The following is a 20848-nucleotide window of genomic DNA, read 5'->3' on the forward strand; positions in this document are numbered from 1 at the left end:
GTGGACAGGCGGGCGAGCTGCTCGGCGTTGAGGTGGTACTCGCGGGCGAGGTCGGATTCGACCGCGGCCCAGTGGCGGATTACCGCCTGCCAGAGCTCGCCGGCTGCTTCCCCTTCCCCTTGCTCTTGGCCCGGCGGTCGGCCCGGTTCGGCGCTGCTTTTCCCGCCGCGGCGCCCTCGCGCTCGTCGTACAGGCGGGCGGCCTCGGCCATGGAGACCGAGCCGGGGCGGCGGCAGTTGGCGGTCGACCAGACGAGGACGACGCCGAGCTGCCGGTCGGTCATGCCGCGCGCGGCCCACTCGTCGAGTGCGTCCGGGCCGAACAGCGAGGCGAGCATCTTGCGGATGTCGTCGGGGTCGGCGGAGTCCTTGAGCCGTTCCATTTGCAGGGTGAACAGCAGGGGGAGCGACGTCGGCAGGCGGTACTCGTGGCCGTACAGCTTGAGCGGCACCCCTTCGCGCTGCTCGGCCTGCTCGGAAAAGAACGCGTCGAAGTCGGCGACGTCGCTCTCGTGCTGCGCGACCAGGGCGCGGGGGTCGTCGGTCACGTCGTACCTCCACCTGCGACCGGGGCCGTGCGCGGCTTGCCGCAGCGCGTGAACGTCGCGCCCCAGCTCGTCTTATCGTTCGTGCCGCCTGACTGCTCGCCCGGGGTCACGGTCGCGTCCCAGATGACCCATACGTTCTGCGTCTTGTGCCGCCACCGGATCTCGTTCTGGGAGTTGGCGCCGAGGCGGTAGGCCCATTCGTTGTCGATGTATGCCTGCCCGGGGTCCGGGGTGCCCGAGGTGACCTGCGCGTACAGGCCCTCTACCTCGATCGTGGCGCCCCGCTGCATGACGTCCTGCGAGTAGTAGCCCTCGCTGTCGTTGGTCGTGGTGTCGGCCGTCTCTTCGTTCTCCGACTCGTTGCGGTTCCAGCTCGTGAGCAGGCCGATCGGCAGCCACGTCTCGGTGGCCGCCTCGGCGTCGCGAACCTCGAAGATCCAGCCCCGTGCGTCAATCGGTCGCGACGCCAACGGGGTACCTCCTTAACTGCGGTGCGGGGTGGGGTTGGTGACGTCGACGGCGATATTCAGCACGTGCTCGTGTCTGCCGTTCGCGTCGGTGCCCATCGGGGCGGGAGTCGCGCGGGCCGCGGCGAGGACCAGCCACGGGCCGTCGCCCGGGAGTTGGATTCCGGCGAGCCCGTGAAGTGCGCCGTAGATCGCCTCGCAGCGGCGGCGCGATACGCGCGGGTCGGCTGTGCCGCGCACACGCACCTGCACAGAGCGGGTGTCGTAGCCGTTGCGCGCGTCCGGGGCGCCCGCGTCGTACAGCCACAGGCCGACCGCCTCGGCCGGCTCGGGGGGAAGGGTCTCGATGAACGTGTCGCCCGCGGTGCCGTCGGGGTCGTAGGTGAGCAGACTCTGCTCGTCGAGGTACCGGGCGAGCGCGTCGAGCAGGTCAGCGGCCACGCAGCGACCGCCGAAGCTGCGCGGCGATCAGCGCGGCGACTGTCGCCGCCTCGCTGTTCATCGGCCGTTCTAGGTACTTCGCGGACCGCCCGGGGGCGTGCTGGTATCCGAGTTCCTCGTGCTGTCTGATCGCGTATTTCGTGTCATAGGAGACGGCGGCCGTCAGCTCCTGCTCGTCGACCGATACGGTTCCGGACCGTTCGAGGGTTGCCTCGTCGATCGGGACGAGCTTTCGGGACTCGGCGAGGACGTGCTCGGCGCCGAGCAGCAGTCCGCGCAGTGCGCCCTCGTGGGTGCCGCGCAGGACGGCGTCGCCGTTGAGGCGGAGCCGGGAGCGCTGCGGACTCATTCGCACATCACCTCGCAGCAGGCAGGGACAGGAAGGCCTGGGGCGGTGTGGCGGGCGACCGAGAGCGCGGTCGTTACGCGGCCGGTCGGCAGGGTGAGACGGGAGCCGGCCGGGCAGTCGAGATCCGGCTCGGCGATGAGCTGCGCGGTCGAGGTGACCTCGCGTCCGTCGGCCGCGCGCACTTGGCGCACGGACTCGGCGACCAGGGCGGGAACGTCGGCGACCGCGGGACCGTACCGGGGGCCGTATGCGGAGTCGCCGAGGTACGGCTCGATGGTGATCCGGTGCCGCAGCAGGAACGCGGGCAGGCTCACCACGCGATCACCCGTCCCGGGGTGAGGCCGGCGCGGCGCAGTGCGCGGTCGGCCCGCGGGGCGAGCTCGACGCCGGCCGTCGCCGACGAGGTCTTGCTGCGCCCGGACAGGGACACGGGGCCGATCGAGACGGAGTCCCAGACGCCGCCGGCGCCCGTGCCGTCGTCCCCCGTGGCGATCCAGTATTCGACCTGCGCACAGACGGCGTCGCTCAAGGCGGCGGCGACCGCCGGGTCGGTCGGGTCGCCGTCCTCGTCGACCGGATAGACGGCGGTCAGCAGGGCCGAGTCGATGTCCTCACCGGCCCGTGCGATCAGCCGCTCGGCGCCCGCGGGTGCGGGGGCGCCGAGCCATGCGGCGAGAGCCTCGGGGGTGGCGTAGGGCTGCCGCGCCACGATCACCCCCTCTTGCTGCGGACAGCAGAACGGCCCGTCGACTTGGTGTCGGACGGGCCTTCTGGCTCAGTGGCGGACTCGTCGTCCGGCGGGTCGTCGTCGAGGGGCTCGACGGTGTACCCGGCGCCTTGGCAATACCCGATGATCGCCGGGTCGCTGGTGGTGGCGGTGCCGTCGACGAACGGCAGTCCGCCCGGTCCCTCCCCGGTGAAGCCGGACACTGGGGCGGTAATGCGCACGGTCACGGTCACCTCACGCGCTCTTGATGTTGCGGAACACGGCGGCGGCCTTGGTGGCCTTGAGCACCGGGGCCACCGGACCCATTTCGACCTCACCGGTCTTGACGGCGCCGGCGCGGTCGAACTCCGGGAGCCAGGTGTTCACCAGCGGTGCACCGCCCCCGACCGAGGCACCGTGGAAGCCGTCCAGCCCGTAGCGGACCGCGTACAGGTCGCCGAGGCCGGTCACGTTGCCGCCGTTTCCGGCGCCGTCGGGGTCGCGGGTGACGAGGCCGATCACGTCAGTGTTGCTGCCGGCCTTGGTCTTGAGGTCGACGAGTGGGATTCCGTTGTACGCGGTGACCGGGCGGCCGAACGCGTCGGTTGTCTTGTCGATCTGATCGCACCAGGCGGCGATGCGCTTGAACAGCGCGAGCGTCTTGCGGTTGCCGTAGATGACATTGGGGGTGTCGTCCATGGCGGCGAGCCAGTTGTCGATGTGGGTCTGCGCGGCGAGCGCGGCGGCCTTGTCGTTGACCGCCGTCCAGTCGACGAACCCCGCGGCGACGCCGTTGTTCAGCGGCAGGTACTCGGTCGAGCTGCCCGTGAGGATCTTCGACAGACCGTCGAACCCGTTCGTCTCGACCGCCTTGTCGCCGTTGATCACGGCGTCGGCGAACCTGGCGCGGCTCGCCTTGATGAGCTGCTGCATGTTGAGCGTGACGGCGCCGGAGGCGGCCGGACCGATACGGGCGATCACGCGGTCGATCTGGAAGCTACCGCCGAGCGGCACGAGGTCGACGGTGTAGCGCTGCGTCTGCACCTCGACGGGGGTGTACTCGGTGTTCAGCGCGCGGAAGTCGGCCGAGCGCTGGGTGATCAGGCGCCGGTATCCATAGGTAAGGGTGTCGCCGCCGGTCGGGGAAACGACGTTGTCGAACGTCATCCGGTCGAGGATGTCCGAGCTCTTGCGGAACTCGTCGATCACGTTCACGTCGAGGTCGTCCTGCGCGTTGTTGCGAGCCTCGGCGAGGGAAGTAGGCAAATCGGTTCTCCAGTGGTCAGGCGCCGCTCAGGCGGGCGGCGACGGCGTCGTGCAGGGTGGCGGCGCGGCGTTCGCCCGTGGGGGCGCCGTTGAACTCGGCGCCGCCGCGCACAGGGCCGCTCGCGGCCGCGCGGTACAGATCGGGGTCGGCCTCTACGGCGGACTTGATCGCGTCGCCAAGCCGCTCGCCGAACTTGGCGTCGTCCGGGTCGAGTTCGGAGAGCGCGGAGAGGAACGAGCGGGAGTTGAGCAGCCGGTCGGCGCGAGCGCCCTGCTCGCCGGCTGCCTTATAGGCGGCGAGCTCGACACGGGCCGCGCGCAGATCGGCGGCGGCTTGGCCGAGCTGCTTGTCGCGGTCGGCGATGGCGGCGGCGAGCGTGGCCGGGTCCTGCTCGCCCTGCTCGGTGCCGGGGTTGAGCGCCTTGTGCACCGCGTCGAGCGCGGCCCGCAGCTCGTCGCGCTCGTCCTGTGCGCGTTGCGCTGACTGCTCGGCCACGGCGATGCGCTGCTCTGCCGCTGAGTCGACTGCGGGCGGTGGCGCTGGGGTCGCGGTCGCCGCCGGGGGGACCGGTGGCGAAGACGTCTCGTTGCCGGGGCCGCTGCTCGGCGTTGTAGCGGAGGCCGAAGTGGGTTCAGACATGGGTGAGTTCGTCCTTGGGATGGTGTGCGGGCGATGAGAGAGGGGCCGTCATGTGGCGGGCCCTACTGGGGTGTTTGCGTGGATTGCGGAGTAACGCGCATGCGTCTACGGCGTGTACGGCGTCAGCATGGCTTTTTCTACGCAATTTCGAGCCTGAATGGGCGGCAGGGGGCGTTAAGTTGACAACACGGGCTACCCTGGAGGCGACGCCGCAAGCGGCGCCCCCTCCACCCTAGCCCGCGCTGTTAACTTGCCCCCTGACCTGCGGAAATGCCGTTTGAGGTCCCGAATTGCCCTCTTCAGTCTGGGTGTTGCGTCGGAACGCCCGACGCGAAGACCTACGGGAGGGACCTGAAGATGAGCAGTAAGACGCGGACCGGCGCTCGGCGCGAGAGCCGCCGTGCGAACGTCGGTGCGCCGCAGTGGCGGCCGGTTCGTTGGCAGTGGCGCAAGCCCCACATCCTGGAGATCACGGGCAGCATCACGGGGGTGCCCGTTGTGGCCAGCATCGCCGGATATGTTCCGGAGGGTGCTCCCGCGCTTAGCGTCGCTGGAGCTATGGCCCTCCACCTTGTGGCCGATCTCGTCGCCCGGTGCGTTCGCCGCACCCGCGACTGAGCGGCCACGTTCCGCCGGACCCTAGTCGTCGGACTCGTCGGGGAGCGGTCGGGCCTTGGAGTATCCCCGGACCCATGCCGCGCGGCGCAAGTCGCCGCGCGGGTACGGGCACGACGTGACAGGGGCGGCACTCCGTCCGGCGGCGCGGCCGGCTTCCTGCGCCCGCACTACGGACTCGCGGACGTTCACGGACACCCCCGTCAGAACTTGCGGCGCTGGTCTTCGCGCGCGTGGCGGGCGGTCTCCCCGGCATCGCCGCGGATGCCGGTTACCTGCTCGGTGAACTCGGCGAGCGTGACTCGGGGGCTCACCTCTTCCCAGAACCTGATCAAGTCCTCGGACGCGCGGGCGTACGCCACATGCGCGGGGCCGGAAAACAGGCTGTAGGGGTCGACGCCGGCGGCCTCGGCCTTTCGGTTGAGCATGTTGCCGCGGGTGTAGTCCTCGGCGGCGAGCACTTGCAGATGGACGTGTTCGCGGTACATCTCGCGTTTCTCCTCTCGGGTGTACGCGATCTGTGCCTCGCGGTCGGCGAGCTCGCGCTCGTAGGCCCAGCGTTCCGCGGCGGACATGTGCTCGGTGCCGTCCGGGCCGACGGTGATGTCGGAGCCGTAGGCGCCCCATTCGTCAGGGTTCGCGGGCTGCGGGTGATCGAGCGATACGGGCCGCAAGGCCTCGTCGAGGGCGGACCGGTTGGCGAGGTAGTCGTCGACGGTCGCGCCCGCGGCCATGGCGGGCGGCGCGGTGGGGTACCGGCGGTCGAACTCGGCGGCGATCCGGGCGGCCTCGTCGGGGCGGGCGTAGCGAACCGCCCACGCGAGCACCTCGTCGCCGAACCCGGAGAGGTCGGCGGCGAGGTGTCCGCCAGGGAAAACGGCGGAGAGTAGTTGCCGACGGTCGGCCTCGGCGGCGAGCGCGGCGAACTCGGCGGCGTCGGTGGCGATCCGGGCGCGGTGGGCGAGCTGCTCGTCGGACAGCCCGACAAGGTCGGGGCGGACCTCGGGCAGCGTGGCGGCGACGTCGCGCCGGTCCATCTCCGCCATGACACGCAGCACCTGCTCGTCGTCGAGGTGATCGAGGACGCGGGCGAGCTCGCGGTCAGAAAACACGGTCAGGTCGTCGGCGAGGACTCCGCCGGGGCGGATACGGTCGAGCAGTGCCTGCTCGTCGCGCCGGTCGAGCTCGGCCGCGGCCCGGTCGCGTTCGCCCTGGTCGAGGACACCGGACCGGAACGCGGCGGCGAACTGCTCGTCGCTCATCTCGCCCGGGGTACGCTCGTCGCCCGCGCGCAGCCGTGCGGCCTCGATCGCCTCGGCGGGTGGTGTGGGCCGACCCGTGGGGAGGTTCCCGGCGCCGATGGCCTCGCGCTCACGCTTGCGGCGCAGCTCGGGGTGCGCGGCGAGGTGCTCGCGCATCTTCTGCTGCCACCCGCGCACGCGCGCCTCGGCCTGCCGCTTGGCCGCGGGGTCGACCGCGGCGGCGGCGCGCACCTTCCATTTCCGGATGGCACGCTCGATCGCCCGCTGCCGCTGGGATGCCTCGTAACCGTTGGGGTCCTGCGCCTGCTCGACGGGGAGCACCGTCACCCCGGGCAGGAACGCCGAGACGCTGTGCCGGCAGTTGGGATGCTGCAACCCCTGCCGTCGCGCCTCGTCGAGCGATCCGGCGACACGTACGCGGACCGTGCGGCCGTCGTCGATCGCGTGCTCGGCCTCGATCGTGCGGGCGTCGCCGGGCCCGTTGAGCGCGAGAACCTTTCCTTCCCACGGGGCGCAGAGCGGGCACTCGTGCGGGGCGTCGGAGACGACGACGAGCTCGAGGTCGGCGGCGCGCAGCCGGTCGGCGTGCGCCTCGACGGCGGCGCGGCCGGTGCTCGTGCGTACGGCCATCTCCGCATAGGTGGTCATCGACCACGTGCGGCCGGCCTTGTCGGTGAACGAGCCGATCCCGCGATCGGTGAACTGCTGTACCGCGCGCTGCGTCGCCTGCCGACGGGTGTCTATGCCGAGCAGTGGCGTACCGGAGACGGCGGCGACCACCTTCCGGTAGATGTCCTCGACCGCCCGCAGAATCCCGCGGTGCGTCGCGGTGACGAGCTGCACGGTCTCGGCGGCGAGCTGGTCGACCGCCCTCGTGTTCGGGGTGACCTCGGCGGCGCGGCGGGCGTCGGCGTCGGACAGGGCGCCGAGCTCGGCGAGCCCCGCGCGTGCCCCGACGTCGTACGCCTCGGCGACCGCGTCGAACACTTCGAGCTGCACAGCGCTCGCGAGCACGTCGACGACAGCCTGCGCCGCGCGTCGAAATGGCTGCACTGCGGCGAGCTTGGCCGCGGCCCACCCCGGGGCGTCGAACCCGTCGGCGAGCTGCCGCGCCATGATCTCCAGCAGCCGCAGCTCGGCGTCGGCGTAGAGATCGCGCACACCTGCCGAGAGGTCCTCGGCCATGCCGGGGTGGATTGTCAACAGCCACCCCCTCAGAACCGCGTTCACCCGATCGGGTGACTGTGCTGGTCACATACCCCCTAGGGGTATATGTTATGTGATGTAAATCACATGAACTTGTGAAGGGGAAAGTTAGAAATGGACGAGCGAAAAAACTTCACAATCTCTGTGGCAAAGATTGGTGCGGCTAAAGTTCTCGCTTTTGGCTTCGTGACATTGCTTGCTTCGGGATGGGTTGAGGACACGGTTAGGGTCTTGGCAATGGCCGTTGTGGTGACCGTGGCCCTGATCTGTGATGCGCTGAGGCGCTGAGGCGGACGAACGACGGCAGGTGTAGTTAGTCCCATGCGCCGGTCTGTATGGGGTCGGGCGCAGTGCGGCCGGACTCGGCAAGGATGCGGTCGGCCTCCTCGCGCACTGCGGTCTCATCCCAATCGGGGTGCAGCGCGCGCACCTTGGTCTCGGCGCTGACAGCCTCGGCCTGAGACAGCAGGGCGAGGACCTGCGCCGTGCTGGCGGGGTCCTCGCTCACCGCAGGGGCGAACTCGACCTGGGGCCGCTCGACGACAAGGCCCGGTGTGAACATGGCCCGGTCGAGCATGAGCAGGGCGTGCAGCATGTCGGCGACCGCGGGTGCCCAATAGCGCACCTTCTTGTCGCGCGTGGTCATGCTGCGCCGCTCGCGAGCCTTGACCTCGGTCGCGGTGACGGCGACCTGATCGCCGAGCCCGAACGTCTGCGCCGAGTAGCCGGCGCTGCGCACCGCTTGCCGGGTGATCGCCTCGGCCGTCTGCGCGTGCTCGGCGACCCTGATGTCGAACTGCGACAGCGTGATTCCGCCCCCCTCGGTCGGGGGGATGTTCAGAAGCTGCCAGATCTCCCGGTCGTCGTCGAACGAGGCGCCGCGGCCCGGTCCGTGATCCCGCAGGTAGCCGTCGGGCACGAGCAGTCGCGCGCGGGCGAGCCGCAGGTCGCGAATCCAGCTCGACCACGTCGTATCCAACGCGTCGAGCAGGTCGTACAGCGGCGCGGCGTAGTCCGAGCGTCCGAACGGGCTGCCGCGGTGGCGCCTGCTCGGCCGGATATTGGGGATGTACGCCGCGGTCAGCAGGTCGATACCGGTCTCGATCGAGTCGCCCTCGGGGCCGAGTGAGTCGGCGAGGGCGGCGACCTCGGGGTGCTCGGTGAGCGGGACGCGCACGCCGAGCCGGTCGGGGCTGCCCTGGTAGAGGGCGTGCTCGATGCGGCCCGGGGAGTGCCGTTCGAGGTGGCGCCACACGGTGGCGGAGTCCGAGGCAAGCTCGTGCCAGAACGTCACCGCGACGAGGTGGCCCCAGCGCCATTCGGGCACGGCGGCGTCGGCGTGCACGACGGTGAGCAGCGGCCGGTCGGCGAGCGCGCGATCCCAGGTAACCCGCAGGTAGACGCCGCCGAGGGCGGACGCGACCTCGGCGGCCTCGATCAGGGTGTTCGCGATGCCGTCGGCCTCGGTGATCTCGTCGAGTCGGTCCTGCGCGGCGGTGTCGGCGACGGTGAACGTCGGGGGTTCCGCAAAGAGTAGGTCCGCGCTCGCGGTGGCGATGTCGCCGGCGAGCGGGATGTGCAGTCGGGTGTGGCGCTTGCCCGGGTGCACGTTGCCGTCGCGCGCCCACAGGCGCCGCCGTCCGTCCTTGCGCAGGGGGTTGTCGCGGTAGACCGCGGCGAGCTTGTCGTGATCGCCGCTGTACCACGCATCATCGACCCGTATCTCGGCGTACAGCTTGGCCAGTTCAGGCGGCGGCCACGGGGCGCCGTTGGCAGGCAGGGGCATTCGTCACCCCCTGTCTGTCGCGTCGGGTCCGCTTGCGGTCGGCACGGCACGTCCGGCAGTTGCGGGCGCCGCTCGGGGCGACGTAGGTGTTCGCGGCGTCGAACCAGTGACCCCGTACGCAGTGCGTGCGCCGTGCGTTGCGGGCGGCCGGCCCGGCGCCGCGCAGGATGTTGGTCCGATGCGTGACCGGTTCGAGGTGATCGGGATTCACACAGCGCCGGTTGCGACACAGGTGGTCAATCACGAGCCCGTCGGGGATCGGGCCGCGCAGCGCCTCGTACGCGACGCGGTGCGCATGCAGCGGACGCCGGTTGATCCGAACCTGCCCGTAGCCGTTGGGCTTGACGTGGCCCGTCCACTCCCAGCAGCCGCCCTCGGCGTCGCGGATTTTGTCGAGGAACCGGTCGGTCCAATCACGCATGGTGCGCCCCCTCGGACATGGCAGATCCCCAGGACCCCGGCGGGGCGCGGCCGGGGCAGAGGTGGATCGTTTACGCGGCGGTGGCGAGCAGCCCTCGCCACTCGTGCGCGGTGGAATGGATCACGTAGCGGACGGCGTCGACGCTGTGGTCGTCCTTCTTCACGGGCTTGTCCTCGCCGCGGGCCGCCGCCGTCTCGTCCCACACGTACGCGGGCAACTCCAAGAGCAGCCCCTCGCACGAGCGATGGATGCGCAGCAGCCCGGAGTCGAGGGCGACGGACACGGAACGGATGCCGTCGAGGACGTCGTTACTGGCCCGAGTCACGCCCGGGTGTCCGTCGCTCCACAACTGGACAAGGAAGGAGGCGGCCGACGGGTCGACGAACGTCCACTCGGGGACGACGTCGAGCTCGTCGAGCCAGTTACGCACGGCACGGGAGTACGCGGCGTCGGTCATCTGCCGGTGCGCGGCGCGGGCGTCGTGGCGCCACTCGCTCACCGCGTACAGCCGGTCGTCGACGCCGAGGCCGAGCAGGATCGCCGAGAACGGATTGCTCGTGCCGTAGTCGATGCCGAGCCAGTACCGGCGCATCGCTGGCAACTCGTCGACGACGTGCCGCTGCTCGTCGTACGCGTCGTAGATCGCGCCCTCGGCGACGACCCACTCGCCCAGGATCATGCGACGGCGCCAAAGGCCGGTGAACTCGGCGGCGAGCGAGGCGACATACGCCTCGGAAAGACTCGGGTTGTCGGCGAGCTGAAAGTGAAAGTCGACGAGGTCGAGCTCGTGCGCGCGATCGAGGTACTCGGTCCGCAGCCAGTGCTTAGGGCTGTCGGGGTTGGTGGTCCCGATCAGCATCGCGCCCGGAACGGAGAGACGGGCGAGCAACTGCCTAAAGAACGCTTCGGGAAGCAGCGTTACCTCGTCGCAGTAGGCGAGCGAGGCGGTCATGCCGCGCAGCCGTCCCTCGGCGCGCGCGTCCGAGGCGCCGACGAGGTGCACAACCCGCCCCGTGATCACGGCGGTTGTGGCACCCCGGGTGTGGTGCACCTCGGCGGCGACGTCGCCAAACAACAGGGGGTCGGCGAGGACGTCGAGGCAGTTGCGCTCGATCGTCTGCAAGCTGCGCCCGACGATGACGACGAGCCCCGAGGCGGGAGCGCGGCGCAGCGCGAGCAGGAAGCGCACAAGGCTCGCGATCGTCTTTCCGGACCGGACGCTGCCATGCCAGATGTTGATACGGCGGGTGGCGCGGCGGATCGAGTCGAGCTGCTTGTCGGAGAGCGGCAGGGGGCCGGTCATCACACCCCCTCACGGTCACCTCCCGTACTCCCGAGCAGGGCGTCGGCGAGGCGGTCGAGCATCGAGGCGCCGCTGCTCCCTGTGCCGGAGTGGCGTGCGAGCTCAGCGACGCGGGCATGCACCTCGGTAAGGGCACGGGCGGCGGTGGCGTGGTCGCGGGCATCGCGGGCGGACTCGGCCGCGGTGGTCTTGGCGACCTGCCCGAGGGCACCATCGAGGGCCTCGTCTGCGAGCTGCTCGCGCCGCGCGGCGGCGTCGGCCCGGTGCGCCTCGGTGGCCGCTGCGACGCGGGCGCCGCCGGCGAAGGTGAGGCCAAGCGCGTTCGCGATCTTTGAGACAGTGGCGGCGCCGCGCCCGATCTCGCGGGCGATGGCGTTACGGGACTTGCCCTCGGCGTGCAGTCGGCGCACGGCCTCGCGGTCGCGGTCGGTGATCGGCTCGGCCATGCGCCCACCTCCCGACGGGGACATGCGAACGCCCCGCCGCAGGGGGGAGTGCGGCGGGGCGTACGAGTGAGGGGCCAGAGATTCCGGGCACGCCGGAGGCGCCACCTACATTAGGTCACGGAACGATAACGATGCAAGTCCAATCGGCGCCATCGTCGCGCTCTGCCCGGCGAGGCCAAAGGCGGCCGCCCATCATGGGTCAACAGAGCGCGGTTTGTCACTTTTTGACAGGGAAGACCGTTTCCAGCTTGCCAGCTGCCTCGTAGATGACATCCATGGTCAGGCGCTTGCCCTGGCGCAGCTCGCCAAGGGTTGTGGAGGTGAGCACCCCAATGCCCTCCTCGATGGCCTGTGGGTCGGCGTCGGGGAAAGCCATCTCAAGCAGGTATCGGCACGTCTCGACGTCGGTAAGCCCTTCCGGCAGGTCGAACTCGTCGTCCGGCTGCATGTCTCGGGGAATGTCGCTCACGGGTGTCACCTCCTCTAGCTTCCCTGTGCCCGCTTTGTGCACCAGGGACACGTGACGTGTTCCATCCCAACAGGGAACAGCATCCCGATGGCGTGGGACTCGCAGCACCGAGTGTGGGCCGGGCCGTCGGGGCACATGGTGCCCCTGCTACAGAGCATCACCGTACGCAGCCAGTCCTTGTTGGCCAAGTGTTCGTCGGTGTGAATCGCGAGAAACTGCTTCGCGAAATGTGCTTCCGGCTCGTCCCCGCTGTCCTCCAGCGTCCACAGATCGCGGATCACCTCTGACCTCCGACCTAGGGGTTGCTGCTGGGCGGGTGATCGTCTCCGAAGAGTTGTCGCCTGATCTCCTCGGGGCTCATTTCCTTCATTGCCTCCAATCGGCGGCCGAAGATGCCTCCGGCGAAGATGCCGATCATCGTCGGCAGGGCGATCCACCCGAAGACGCCGAGGACGCCTCCCAGGGATCTCGCCAGGCTCCCGTGCTGCTCCATGGAAAAAGCGCTCGACAGCCCGAGTGTCAGTTCGTACGCCGTCTGGAAGCCGGAGAGAACGACGACGAAGACGAACAGGAAGGCAAAAGCGATCAATAGCGCGACGCCTAGAACAAGGAGGAGCCGACGGAAAGGGCTTAGCCACAGCGAGTAGAAGTACGTCGCAACCCGTGACCGGGTGCGCCGCCACCATCGCATCTTGGGGCGAGTCCTCGGCGTGTCTTGGGTTGATCCGGGCGATTCGCTCACTCGACCAATGTAGGAAGCGTGTGTAAAAGCCGCATTTCTGGCTCACTCGTTCGGTCGAGCACGGTGGCCCAGTCCTCGGCCGGTGCAGGTAGGTCCGTTATCACTGCCCCTCGGCAGCCCTGAGCATGCTGACCAGGGCAACGAGGTCACCCCACCCCCACACGCGCCGTCCCTGCTCGTCGACCGGTACGGGCGCGGGGCACTGCGGGCCGGTCGAACAAGTCACACTCGGGGCGGTGTCCGGGGCGGTGTGCAGTGCGAGGTCGCCGGCGCACCACGGGCACGCCCGGTCCGGTACCGGGGTGCTGCGCGCGTCGAGTCCGAGCGTCCGCAGCAGGCGCCCCTCGGCGATCCGCACAGTGCGCCGTGCCTCGTGCAGCAGGTGCTCGGGCAGGGGAGCGAACGGGGGCACGGCGAGGGTGCCGTCGAGCTGCTTCTCGGGGGTGGTGTCCTCGTCAAGCACGCGTCCCTCGACCCACACGCACGCGAAGTGCAGACCGTGCGCCCTGCTGCCGTGCGCGTGCCGGATGTCGGCCGCGCCCGGGTCGGCGAACGCCCAGCGCCGCGGGTCGCGCTGCGCCCCCTGCTCGCTGTGCTGGACGGCGGCGGCGAGGGTGTCGGCGAGCCCGAAGATCATCCGCTCGACGGCGAGGCCGGTGTCGAGGGCGTCGAGGTTGGCCGGCGCCGGGTGCTCGCGCAGCACGAGCGGGGCGCGGTCGACGACGTCGAGCTGCTCGTCGTCGACGGCGCGCAGCGTGTGCGCGAGCTGCCGTGGGGGCCACACATCGGCGGGCGGTGTCTCGACGGCGAGCAACAGCTCGGCCCACTGCTCACGGATCGTGCGCAGGGCCGCGACCGTCTCGCGAGCGGTGACTGCTCGGTTCATCGGCTGCTCTCCTCGTTGTCCTGCTCGACCTCGATCTCGTCCTCGCCCGTGCACGCGCGCCGGATGTCCTCGACGAGCTGCTGCTCGCCGTCGCCCACGATGGCGGCGAGCTTGTCGGCGAGCTGCTCGACGCGGGCGAGGCGCGCGGCGTACCGGTCGCGGTCGGACTCGGTCTCAACGAGGCACTCGTTGGCGGCGGCGAGGGTGCGGTGCAGACGCATCGCGGCGACCTGCTGTCCGCTGGCGCTGCGCCGGAACGTCTCGCACTCGGCGACCTCGGCCTCGACGTAGCCCCGCAGCGCGGCGGAGTCCTCGGGGGTGAGCACTCCGCGGTCGGCGCGGGCGAGCAGCAGGCGCAGCCCCTCGCGGCGGGCGGCGCGCTCGGCGTCGCGCAGCTCTCGACGTCCTCGACGGGAGTCGCTACGGGTACGGGTGCGGGTGTTCATTGGTCCCCCTCGTTCAGTGCGGTGCAGGTGGTGCAGTCAGGCGGGCAGGCGCCGCGGGTGTCGGCCGGACGCCGTCTCAGGGGCCCAGGGTCGCGTCGGCAGGCGAGGCGGCCGAGCGGCAGACCCGAGGCGACGACGAGCAGCACGACGAGCGCGGCGACTGTGTCGGCCGTCATGGGGCCGGATCTCCCTTCGTACGGGCACGGCCGGTGAGGCGAGCGACGAGGCGCCGAGCGCGCGAGGTCTCCCGCGCGCGAGGCGCGACCGGTCGCGCGTGCCGGGTGGTGGTGATCTCCCATCCGTCCGCGGCGAGGCGGTCGGACAGGCTCTGTGCGGTGAGCGCGGCGAGGTGGGGGTGCACGTCGAGCTCGTCGGTCAGGTGGGCGGCGATGAAGGCGCGCGCGGCTGCGGGGGTCATCGGTGCTGTCCTCCGGTGGTGTGGCGGGCGCGGCTCTCGCGCGGGGCGGGTGGCTGGCACATGAGGCGGGCGAGGCGGACCTGCTCGGCCTCGTCGCGCTCGTCCTGCGTGCCGAGTTGGGCGACTACGGCCTCGATGCGGGAGGGATGTACGCCGCTGATCTCCCGGTGTCGGCGGTAGCCGCTGCGGCAGCGCTTGCCGATCTCGGCGCGGCAGTGCGGGCACTTGGCGCCGAGCGGGTCGGGCAGTCCCTCGGCGACGAGGGCCTCGCGCTGTGTCTGTGCCGGCCGGAAGGGGGCGAGCTCGCGTGCGACGTGCTCGGGCATGTATCGGCGGGGCCCGGTGCCGACACCCGCGACAAGGGCGGCGAGACGTTTCTGCCCGGCGGGGTTGATCTCGGCCCGGTACTGGGCGGGCGGGGTGTGTCCGGTCGCGACCGCGGCGCGGGTGCCGAGCAGTTCCTCGCGCCACGCTGCCGGGTCGTCGGGGTCGGCGGACGGTACGGGGTCGGTGTGCCGGTTCATGAGCTCGGCGCGGTGCGGCGCCCATGCGGCGAGTACGTCGTGCGGCTCGACGGGGCGGTACTGCGCGGACCGGTCGGCGCCGCGCTGCTCGTAGTAGCGGCGCACGGCCTGCGAGGCGTCCCAACCGGTGTCGGACAGCGTCGCGGGTACGTCGGCGAGGGCGGCCGTCCAGTCGGCGATGGTGCGGGCGGACTGCTGCGGGTCGGCGAGGGTTCGGCGCACGCGGGAGTCGAGGCGGCCGGCGTACGCCAACAGGGCGGCGATGTGGTTGTCGATCACGGGGTGCCCTCCTTCTGGGCTTGTAGCAGGGCGAGGCCGGCGGCGAGGTTGTCGGTGTAGGCGGCGGGGTTCGCCGATCGGAGCGGGACGACGTTCGGGCCGGGGCGGGCGGCCGGGGCGCGGTCGAGGTCGCCCCAGACCTTGAGCCAGTAGCGGGCCGGCTTCGCCTCGGTGCCGGGTGCGGTGCGGGCGGTGGCGCGCTCGACGAGGGCCTCGACGCCGTGCGCCTGGACGAGGCGCCACACGTCGCGCTGCTCGCCGAGGCCGAGCGACCAGCGGACCGGGATACCGGCGGCAGCGAGTGCGTCGCCGAGCGGGTGCAGTTCGGGTATCAGCGGGGACCGGGTCGCGCGCGGCTGCCGCTGTTCTGCTTGGTGCTTGCGTTCTCTTGCGTTCTGGGGTCCGGATTCCGGACCGGTGGGGGTCCGGTTTCCGTACCCCGCTGGTCCGGTTTCCGTACCCCCCGGGGTCCGGTTCTCGGATCGGTCCGGATTCTGTACCGGTCCGGATTCCGGACCCCCGAAACGGGTCTCGTCGGGCGCGCTGCGGACGTGTCCGACGGCGCGCGGCAGGTGATAGACGGTCTCCCCGCGGGGCCCCTTGGCGCCCTCGAGGACGCGCAGCTCGTCGCCGGCGAGCAGCTTGTCGACCGCGGCCACGACGGACGAGCGGGCGGCGTTGGTGCGCCGCACGAGCATGGTCGTACCGGCGTAGGCGGTGCAGGTGTCATCGGGGCACTTGTCGGCGATGGCGAGCAACACCATGCGGGCGGTGCCCTTGGCTGCGGACTGAGTCCACACCCAATCCATGGCGTCGAGGCTCAACGGTCCGTCTCCTAATCGGGGTTGGTGATCCGGGGGGTTCGGGCCGCCCGGCGAGGGCGGCGGGGGTGTGGGCGGGGCACCGGTAGCCGGTGAGGTAGCGGCGGACGCCGTCGACGGCCCGGCAGTGGCGGCGGGCGGCGCCGTCCCAGTGGCCGCAGATCACACGGTCTGCCGCACGTCGTCGAACCGGTCGAGAAGCAACCGCAGTGCTGCGGCGGCCTGTTGTGGCACGACACCGTTCCCCAGCGCCTTGAGCTGCGCCCCTCGTGACAAGCCATCAACGCCGGTCACGTGGTGCTCGGGCAATCCCATGAGCCACTCGACGAACGCGGGACTCAAGCGCCCCTGCTCATCGATGGGCGGTGGTGCCTCGCGCGTGAGGGTCTCCCAGCGCTCGACCGCTGCGGCGTAGGGGCCCCAAGCGGTTCGATCGTCGGTGGGCTCGGGAGCCTCCGAGGAGGCGGTTTCATCCCTGTATGTCGCAAGAGGCAGAACGACCTGTGACAGGGGAGGACGGAACCCGTCGCTCGATCGTCGACCCGGAGTACCCGTGTCGCTCGCGCGAGGCGTCGGCAGCAGTGAAACCGCGGTTCGGAGATCCGGGCCGCCGTCGCCGTGGGAGCCAGCGCCGTTGGTGTCCGAGGTGCGCGGCGTCGGCAGCAGGCGGACGGCCAGACCGAGGGGCATTCCCATGTCACCCATGCCGGGGTGGCGGGCCTTCATACGGTCACGCCGCGCTCGCCATACCTCGGGGTCGATCGCGTCCTGCACGAACGTCGCCGTCGGCGTCGGCAGTAGGACGCGCCGCGATGAACACCCGCTCGCGGCGGTGGGCAGTGCCGATCTCCGACGCGCGTACGCAACACCATTCCGCGTCGTACCCGAGGCGGGCCAGGTCGCCGAGTACGGCGCCGAGTGCTCGCAGAGGAGGTTCAGCGCTTCCGTCTCCCACACACCACGGGCAGGGTTCCACGCTGCTATGCGCCGTCGCCGAGAGGAGGCCGCGGACATTTTCGATCACCACCAATCGGGGGCGTAGGGCTTGGATTGCTCGGGCGACGTGCAGCCACAGGCCCGAACGGGTGCCCTCGGCGATGCCGGCGCGGCGGCCGGCGAGACTGACGTCTTGACAGGGGAATCCGGCGGTCAGGACGTCGACGGGCTCGACCTGGTCGAAGTCGACGGCGGACAGGTCGCCGAGGTTGGTCACGTCGGGCCAGTGGTGGGCGAGGATGGCGGCGGCGTTCGGGTCGATCTCGCAGTGCCATACGACAGAGCCCCCGAGCACTTCCCGCACGCCCATATCGAGCCCGCCGTAACCGGAGCACAGAGAACCGATACGGGGGCCTGCCGTCATGCGCCCCCGTTCGGCTCGGCGGCCTCGGGCCATCCGGCGAACTCCGCCGGCACGTCTTCGACCGCGGCCTGCTGCTCGCCGTCGGGTGCCTGCTCGACGACCTCGCCCTCGATGTAGTCCGGCGGTGTGTCGAGTCCCTCGGGCGACATGTCGCGCCGCACACCCTCGTCGTGCGCCACCGCGCGGGCGAGCTCGGGCGACTTGGGGAGCAGCTTGAAGAGTTGCCGGATCACGGTCTTGCGGGCCATCGCGTCGTAGTCCGTCGACCACGGACCCGAGTCGCGCGACTTGCTGCGCTGCCGGATCGCCTCGACGTCCTCGACGCTCATCACCACGAACGCCGAGCCGCCGTTCGCCATCTTCGCGACGGCGTAATAGTCCGTCGGGCGCCCGCGATCGGACCGGGCCGGCTTGTGTCGCAGGACCGGATCGAGGCCGTACTCGTACTCGAACTCGTCGTTCTCGTACACCGCGTGGGCGGCGAGCCCGGCGGCGGCAGGGTGCTGCCAGAACAGGCGGATCATGCCCTGATAGCCGATGACGAGCTGCACCTCGTAGGCACGGACACGCTTGTTCCAGAACGGCAGCAGGTACGCCTCGCCGAGAGCGCCGCCCGGTTCGAGGCCGAGCTGCGCGCAAGTCATTAGCGCGCCACCGAACGACTCTTGCGTGCACTCGGCGAGGTGTGCTCGACTCTGCGCAGCTCGGTAAGCGCGATACGGGCGATGCGCTCGGGGTTGGCGACGTGCGCGGGCAGCGCGCGGGCGATTTCGCCGCGCATCGACTGCACGAACTGCACGAGATTGGGCTGCTGGGCGACGGCGCCGCGGGTGGTCTGGCGGGCGGGCGGGTGGCTGCGGCGGGCGGCGACGCGCTCGGCAAGGTTGGTGCTCACGCTGCGGTGCTCTCCTTCGGGACGACGAGGCGTCGGGCGCGGTGCGCCCGGAACTCGTCGGGGTGCTCGGCGGCGAGGCGCTTCGTATCGAGCGCGTCGACGCTGTGCGTGTACTGGGCGGCGAGCTTGGGGTGAGCTGCGGCGAACCGTTTCGTCGAGAGCGGCCCGTTCTGCTTCCACGTATACGCGGTACGGCCTTGAACCTTGACGATCTCGGCCTCGCCGGCAACGGCTTTCAGGCGGTCGTCGAGCTCGCGCAGCTCCTCGGCCGTGCGTTGTTCGCGCGCCTTGAGCTCGCGGCGGCGTTCAAGCAGCGGCAGCACCTCGGCCGGATCGGCGACGGTCACGGCGTCGGCCTTGACCTTGTAGAGGTGGCCGAGCAGTTCCTCGGTCGCCTCGGAACCGTCCACGGGCGGCGGCGTGCGGTTGAGCACGCGCTGCCAGAACTCGCCGACCAGGGCGACGAGGTGCTCGACGAGCTGCTCGTCGCGCTCCACCCGGTGAATGACCAGACGGTTCCCGCCGAGCAGCGCGGCGACGTGCGCGTACGAGTAGCCGGTGACGGCGAGGTACCAGTGCGTTTGCAGTGCCGGCCCGTCCGGCACGCCGAGCAGCCACTCGTCGAGCTGGAACGCGGAACGCGTCTTGATCTCCAGCAGGCTCGACGGCGTCCGCTCGCCCGGCTCGATCACGTAGCGGTCGACGTTCGCCAGCATCCAACGGCGCTCGACGTGGGCGAGCATCCCCGGGCCCTCGACGACGCCGAGGCCGGTTCGCTCGGCGAACACCCAGGCGATGGTCGGCTCGTGCTGGTGCCCCCAGAACGCCGCCTCTTCCAACTCGGGGGAGCGTGGCACGTCGCCGAGCTCGCCCGTCTTGTCGAGGTACAGCTCTAGCGGCGAGGTGTACTTGCTCATCCCGAGGACGGCGGCGATGTCCGAGCCGCCGATGCCCGTACGCCGCGCGGCAAGCCACCGCTCGCGGTCGAGACCGGGCGGGGCGACGATGACGCCGGTCGGCGTCACGGTCGCCGCGGGTGCGTTCGTCACTGCTCGCCCCCGACGTACCGGGCGTAGACACGGTGTTCGGTGCGCCCGCCCGCGGTGACCGTGCGGGCGACCGCCTCGAACGATCCCGCCGGGGCATAGGCCGGCAGCCGCGCGTCGCGGATCGCCTGAGCAGCGGAGGCAGCGCGCGGCAGCGTGTCGGGCTTCCGCACGACGCCCCACATTTTCGGGTGCGCCCGCAGCTCGCGGGCGATCCGCGCGTGCTTGGTGTTGCGCTGCTTCGGCGGCGGACCGACGAACTCGACGTGACTCACGCTCTGCTCTCTCCTCACGCTGCGGACTGCTGCTCGGCGCGCTCGGCGCGTGCCTGATGAACCAGAGGGGCGACTATTCGGCGGATCAACGCGATTTGCTCGTCGGTCGGCTCCGGCCAGTCCTCGGGGCTCGCCGGCGTCGTCGGTGGTGTGTGCGCTGTGGTCACGGCTCCCCCTTCCGATGCGTTCCACAATTCGAACAGCCAAGGGTGTAAAGCACATGAAAGCGCCCGTCCGGCTGTTGCACATCTCGAACACCCGTAACCGTAGGTGGGGGGAAACGGCACGTCAACGCAGTTCCAGGTGTACGAATCGCGATGATCGCTGGTTAGATGAGACTGTTCGAGTTTTGCAACAAGAACGGAGATGAGAGCGTGTCGGACGCCGGCACCCCCCGCCCCGAGGACACCCCGTTCCCCAAGGGCACCCCGTTCGGGGACCTGCTTCGGCAGTGCATGAAAGAGCAGGGGCTCTCGTACCGCAGGCTCGCGGAGCGTGCCATCGACCCCGAGACGGGCGCCGTGGTGGGGCACACGACTCTGCACCGGATAGCCCACGACAAGCCGATCATGGTTGATCCGGGGGTCATCGGCGCCGTCGCCGCAGCCCTCGGTCGCCCCGAGCGCGAGGTGCGCATCGCCGCCTCGCGACAGTACTGCGGCCTCGTCGCCGACGACCCGTTCGGCGCAAGTACCGACGAGACGACCGTCGTCGTCGTGCACGCCCCCGGCATGGGTCGCGAGGACATGCCCAGGGTCGAGGAATTGCTGAGGCGGTACGCCGCCGGGGAGCTGCCCCAGGAACTTACCGAGGGTGGTCAAGCGTCGAACTAGTGCGATCACTCCGGGTGGTACCCGCGTGACCTGCGGTGTTGTGCGGAGTAAGCTGACTCGGGCCTTTGACTCGGACATATGTTCGAGTCATGGGTCAGCCATGCCAACAGGGGGGCACAACCTTGATCCGCGTAACCCGCACCCAACTGGACACAGGAGCAATCGCAGTCGTTCGAGCAACCCGAGACGGACTGACGATCCGCCACATCACCCCCACGGGCGCCGCAGGACTACAGGACGCGCTGAACGGCCTTGCCCCCCGACGAGGCGATACGGGCTTGGACGACGAGAGGCCAACCGCCGATTGATCAACAGCAGGGGGCCGGGCGGGCCGATCCCCGCGGCCCCCCGGTGGTATGCGGCCAAAAGGGCCGAGTCCAGCGCGGGCGGGGCGGGGCG

Annotated in this window: 32 protein-coding genes; 2 read left to right on the forward strand and 30 right to left on the reverse strand. The window is 70.6% G+C overall.

Translation table 11 applies throughout. The features are described from left to right. Nucleotides 1–79: 79 nt before the first annotated feature. From ACFV1J_RS23780 to ACFV1J_RS23830, 11 genes are all read right to left on the reverse strand, one after another. The gene (locus tag ACFV1J_RS23780) at nucleotides 80–547 is read right to left on the reverse strand and encodes a hypothetical protein (RefSeq protein ID WP_385861023.1); all 468 of its coding nucleotides are present in this window, start codon (nucleotides 545–547) and stop codon (nucleotides 80–82) included. Continuing rightward, complete coding sequence (locus ACFV1J_RS23785) at nucleotides 544–1017, reverse strand: phage tail tube protein (RefSeq protein WP_385861025.1); 474 nt, start codon at nucleotides 1015–1017, stop codon at nucleotides 544–546. The genes ACFV1J_RS23780 and ACFV1J_RS23785 overlap by 4 nt, the downstream gene beginning before the upstream one ends. A 12-nt stretch (nucleotides 1018–1029) precedes the next feature. Further along, the gene (locus tag ACFV1J_RS23790; protein ID WP_385861026.1) at nucleotides 1030–1455 is read right to left on the reverse strand and encodes a minor capsid protein; all 426 of its coding nucleotides are present in this window, start codon (nucleotides 1453–1455) and stop codon (nucleotides 1030–1032) included. Beyond that, the gene (locus ACFV1J_RS23795; protein ID WP_385861028.1) at nucleotides 1445–1804 is read right to left on the reverse strand and encodes a hypothetical protein; all 360 of its coding nucleotides are present in this window, start codon (nucleotides 1802–1804) and stop codon (nucleotides 1445–1447) included. The genes ACFV1J_RS23790 and ACFV1J_RS23795 overlap by 11 nt, the downstream gene beginning before the upstream one ends. After that, nucleotides 1801–2121: a hypothetical protein gene (locus ACFV1J_RS23800; protein WP_385861030.1), complete on the reverse strand. Its 321-nt coding sequence runs from the start codon at nucleotides 2119–2121 to the stop codon at nucleotides 1801–1803. Before ACFV1J_RS23800 ends, ACFV1J_RS23795 begins: the two co-directional genes overlap by 4 nt. Beyond that, the gene (locus ACFV1J_RS23805) at nucleotides 2115–2513 is read right to left on the reverse strand and encodes a hypothetical protein (protein ID WP_385861031.1); all 399 of its coding nucleotides are present in this window, start codon (nucleotides 2511–2513) and stop codon (nucleotides 2115–2117) included. The genes ACFV1J_RS23800 and ACFV1J_RS23805 overlap by 7 nt, the downstream gene beginning before the upstream one ends. Nucleotides 2514–2515: 2 nt before the next feature. Then, complete coding sequence (locus ACFV1J_RS23810) at nucleotides 2516–2758, reverse strand: hypothetical protein (RefSeq protein WP_385861033.1); 243 nt, start codon at nucleotides 2756–2758, stop codon at nucleotides 2516–2518. 7 nt (nucleotides 2759–2765) lie between these two features. After that, nucleotides 2766–3776, reverse strand: a complete 1011-nt coding sequence (locus tag ACFV1J_RS23815) for a major capsid protein (protein ID WP_385861035.1) — start codon at nucleotides 3774–3776, stop codon at nucleotides 2766–2768. Between the two features lie 16 nt (nucleotides 3777–3792). Further along, nucleotides 3793–4272 carry a hypothetical protein gene (locus ACFV1J_RS23820; protein WP_385861037.1) on the reverse strand — a complete coding sequence of 160 codons (480 nt, stop codon included), beginning with the start codon at nucleotides 4270–4272 and terminating at the stop codon, nucleotides 3793–3795. Nucleotides 4273–5055: 783 nt separating this feature from the next. Next, nucleotides 5056–5229 (reverse strand): Rmf/CrpP fold protein, encoded by a 174-nt coding sequence (locus ACFV1J_RS23825; RefSeq protein ID WP_385861039.1) that lies wholly within the window; start codon nucleotides 5227–5229, stop codon nucleotides 5056–5058. Nucleotides 5230–5234: 5 nt separating this feature from the next. Beyond that, nucleotides 5235–7496, reverse strand: coding sequence for a phage minor capsid protein (locus ACFV1J_RS23830; RefSeq protein ID WP_385861041.1), 2262 nt, complete (start codon nucleotides 7494–7496; stop codon nucleotides 5235–5237). Nucleotides 7497–7613: 117 nt separating this feature from the next. Between ACFV1J_RS23830 and ACFV1J_RS23835 the strand changes: the two genes are divergently transcribed. After that, complete coding sequence (locus ACFV1J_RS23835; RefSeq protein ID WP_385861043.1) at nucleotides 7614–7787, forward strand: hypothetical protein; 174 nt, start codon at nucleotides 7614–7616, stop codon at nucleotides 7785–7787. Between the two features lie 25 nt (nucleotides 7788–7812). Here the strand turns inward: ACFV1J_RS23835 and ACFV1J_RS23840 are convergent, their stop codons facing one another. The 19 genes from ACFV1J_RS23840 to ACFV1J_RS23930 all read right to left on the reverse strand — a co-directional run bounded on the left by ACFV1J_RS23840 (nucleotide 7813) and on the right by ACFV1J_RS23930 (nucleotide 19783). Next, nucleotides 7813–9285, reverse strand: a complete 1473-nt coding sequence (locus ACFV1J_RS23840) for a phage portal protein (RefSeq protein ID WP_385861045.1) — start codon at nucleotides 9283–9285, stop codon at nucleotides 7813–7815. Beyond that, nucleotides 9245–9706, reverse strand: coding sequence for an HNH endonuclease signature motif containing protein (locus tag ACFV1J_RS23845; protein ID WP_385861047.1), 462 nt, complete (start codon nucleotides 9704–9706; stop codon nucleotides 9245–9247). The genes ACFV1J_RS23840 and ACFV1J_RS23845 overlap by 41 nt, the downstream gene beginning before the upstream one ends. Before the next feature lie 70 nt (nucleotides 9707–9776). Then, a complete protein-coding gene (locus tag ACFV1J_RS23850) occupies nucleotides 9777–11009 on the reverse strand; it encodes a PBSX family phage terminase large subunit (RefSeq protein ID WP_385861049.1) in 1233 nt (410 codons plus the stop codon). Continuing rightward, nucleotides 11009–11455, reverse strand: coding sequence for a helix-turn-helix domain-containing protein (locus tag ACFV1J_RS23855; RefSeq protein WP_385861051.1), 447 nt, complete (start codon nucleotides 11453–11455; stop codon nucleotides 11009–11011). Before ACFV1J_RS23855 ends, ACFV1J_RS23850 begins: the two co-directional genes overlap by 1 nt. Nucleotides 11456–11672: 217 nt before the next feature. Beyond that, entirely contained in the window at nucleotides 11673–11924 is a 252-nt protein-coding gene (locus ACFV1J_RS23860) for a hypothetical protein (protein ID WP_385861053.1), read from the reverse strand. 295 nt (nucleotides 11925–12219) lie between these two features. Then, the gene (locus ACFV1J_RS23865) at nucleotides 12220–12666 is read right to left on the reverse strand and encodes a hypothetical protein (RefSeq protein ID WP_385861055.1); all 447 of its coding nucleotides are present in this window, start codon (nucleotides 12664–12666) and stop codon (nucleotides 12220–12222) included. Between the two features lie 100 nt (nucleotides 12667–12766). After that, nucleotides 12767–13552: a hypothetical protein gene (locus ACFV1J_RS23870; RefSeq protein ID WP_385861057.1), complete on the reverse strand. Its 786-nt coding sequence runs from the start codon at nucleotides 13550–13552 to the stop codon at nucleotides 12767–12769. Next, entirely contained in the window at nucleotides 13549–13998 is a 450-nt protein-coding gene (locus ACFV1J_RS23875) for a hypothetical protein (protein ID WP_385861058.1), read from the reverse strand. The genes ACFV1J_RS23870 and ACFV1J_RS23875 overlap by 4 nt, the downstream gene beginning before the upstream one ends. Next, nucleotides 13995–14174 (reverse strand): hypothetical protein, encoded by a 180-nt coding sequence (locus ACFV1J_RS23880; protein ID WP_385861060.1) that lies wholly within the window; start codon nucleotides 14172–14174, stop codon nucleotides 13995–13997. The genes ACFV1J_RS23875 and ACFV1J_RS23880 overlap by 4 nt, the downstream gene beginning before the upstream one ends. Further along, nucleotides 14171–14416: a hypothetical protein gene (locus ACFV1J_RS23885; RefSeq protein ID WP_385861062.1), complete on the reverse strand. Its 246-nt coding sequence runs from the start codon at nucleotides 14414–14416 to the stop codon at nucleotides 14171–14173. Before ACFV1J_RS23885 ends, ACFV1J_RS23880 begins: the two co-directional genes overlap by 4 nt. Further along, nucleotides 14413–15219, reverse strand: coding sequence for a hypothetical protein (locus ACFV1J_RS23890; protein WP_385861064.1), 807 nt, complete (start codon nucleotides 15217–15219; stop codon nucleotides 14413–14415). Before ACFV1J_RS23890 ends, ACFV1J_RS23885 begins: the two co-directional genes overlap by 4 nt. Beyond that, the gene (locus ACFV1J_RS23895) at nucleotides 15216–16043 is read right to left on the reverse strand and encodes a hypothetical protein (protein WP_385861066.1); all 828 of its coding nucleotides are present in this window, start codon (nucleotides 16041–16043) and stop codon (nucleotides 15216–15218) included. The genes ACFV1J_RS23890 and ACFV1J_RS23895 overlap by 4 nt, the downstream gene beginning before the upstream one ends. Before the next feature lie 159 nt (nucleotides 16044–16202). Beyond that, nucleotides 16203–16814, reverse strand: a complete 612-nt coding sequence (locus ACFV1J_RS23900) for a hypothetical protein (RefSeq protein WP_385861068.1) — start codon at nucleotides 16812–16814, stop codon at nucleotides 16203–16205. Beyond that, nucleotides 16771–17346, reverse strand: coding sequence for a DNA cytosine methyltransferase (locus ACFV1J_RS23905; protein WP_385861101.1), 576 nt, complete (start codon nucleotides 17344–17346; stop codon nucleotides 16771–16773). The genes ACFV1J_RS23900 and ACFV1J_RS23905 overlap by 44 nt, the downstream gene beginning before the upstream one ends. Nucleotides 17347–17396: 50 nt before the next feature. Then, the gene (locus ACFV1J_RS23910; protein WP_385861070.1) at nucleotides 17397–18044 is read right to left on the reverse strand and encodes a recombinase RecT; all 648 of its coding nucleotides are present in this window, start codon (nucleotides 18042–18044) and stop codon (nucleotides 17397–17399) included. Continuing rightward, nucleotides 18044–18295 carry a hypothetical protein gene (locus ACFV1J_RS23915; protein WP_385861072.1) on the reverse strand — a complete coding sequence of 84 codons (252 nt, stop codon included), beginning with the start codon at nucleotides 18293–18295 and terminating at the stop codon, nucleotides 18044–18046. The genes ACFV1J_RS23910 and ACFV1J_RS23915 overlap by 1 nt, the downstream gene beginning before the upstream one ends. Continuing rightward, nucleotides 18292–19344, reverse strand: a complete 1053-nt coding sequence (locus tag ACFV1J_RS23920) for a YqaJ viral recombinase family protein (RefSeq protein ID WP_385861074.1) — start codon at nucleotides 19342–19344, stop codon at nucleotides 18292–18294. Before ACFV1J_RS23920 ends, ACFV1J_RS23915 begins: the two co-directional genes overlap by 4 nt. Beyond that, nucleotides 19341–19616, reverse strand: a complete 276-nt coding sequence (locus tag ACFV1J_RS23925) for a hypothetical protein (protein WP_385861076.1) — start codon at nucleotides 19614–19616, stop codon at nucleotides 19341–19343. Before ACFV1J_RS23925 ends, ACFV1J_RS23920 begins: the two co-directional genes overlap by 4 nt. A gap of 14 nt (nucleotides 19617–19630) precedes the next feature. After that, nucleotides 19631–19783, reverse strand: a complete 153-nt coding sequence (locus ACFV1J_RS23930; RefSeq protein WP_385861078.1) for a hypothetical protein — start codon at nucleotides 19781–19783, stop codon at nucleotides 19631–19633. 207 nt (nucleotides 19784–19990) lie between these two features. Between ACFV1J_RS23930 and ACFV1J_RS23935 the strand changes: the two genes are divergently transcribed. Continuing rightward, nucleotides 19991–20449, forward strand: a complete 459-nt coding sequence (locus tag ACFV1J_RS23935; protein WP_385861080.1) for a helix-turn-helix domain-containing protein — start codon at nucleotides 19991–19993, stop codon at nucleotides 20447–20449. Nucleotides 20450–20848 lie beyond the last annotated feature (399 nt).

Origin of the sequence: Streptomyces sp. NPDC059649, from assembly GCF_042734445.1 — a bacterium.
Classification (GTDB): domain Bacteria; phylum Actinomycetota; class Actinomycetes; order Streptomycetales; family Streptomycetaceae; genus Streptomyces.

Coding starts and splice junctions, on each gene's coding strand:
- ACFV1J_RS23875 (WP_385861058.1), bottom strand. CDS start 13,998: ATGAACACCCGCACCCGTACCCGTAGCGACTCCCGTCGAGGACGTCGA.
- ACFV1J_RS23795 (WP_385861028.1), bottom strand. CDS start 1,804: ATGAGTCCGCAGCGCTCCCGGCTCCGCCTCAACGGCGACGCCGTCCTG.
- ACFV1J_RS23835 (WP_385861043.1), top strand. CDS start 7,614: ATGGACGAGCGAAAAAACTTCACAATCTCTGTGGCAAAGATTGGTGCG.
- ACFV1J_RS23880 (WP_385861060.1), bottom strand. CDS start 14,174: ATGACGGCCGACACAGTCGCCGCGCTCGTCGTGCTGCTCGTCGTCGCC.
- ACFV1J_RS23870 (WP_385861057.1), bottom strand. CDS start 13,552: ATGAACCGAGCAGTCACCGCTCGCGAGACGGTCGCGGCCCTGCGCACG.
- ACFV1J_RS23885 (WP_385861062.1), bottom strand. CDS start 14,416: ATGACCCCCGCAGCCGCGCGCGCCTTCATCGCCGCCCACCTGACCGAC.
- ACFV1J_RS23845 (WP_385861047.1), bottom strand. CDS start 9,706: ATGCGTGATTGGACCGACCGGTTCCTCGACAAAATCCGCGACGCCGAG.
- ACFV1J_RS23850 (WP_385861049.1), bottom strand. CDS start 11,009: ATGACCGGCCCCCTGCCGCTCTCCGACAAGCAGCTCGACTCGATCCGC.
- ACFV1J_RS23905 (WP_385861101.1), bottom strand. CDS start 17,346: ATGGGCGTGCGGGAAGTGCTCGGGGGCTCTGTCGTATGGCACTGCGAG.
- ACFV1J_RS23840 (WP_385861045.1), bottom strand. CDS start 9,285: ATGCCCCTGCCTGCCAACGGCGCCCCGTGGCCGCCGCCTGAACTGGCC.
- ACFV1J_RS23855 (WP_385861051.1), bottom strand. CDS start 11,455: ATGGCCGAGCCGATCACCGACCGCGACCGCGAGGCCGTGCGCCGACTG.
- ACFV1J_RS23910 (WP_385861070.1), bottom strand. CDS start 18,044: ATGACTTGCGCGCAGCTCGGCCTCGAACCGGGCGGCGCTCTCGGCGAG.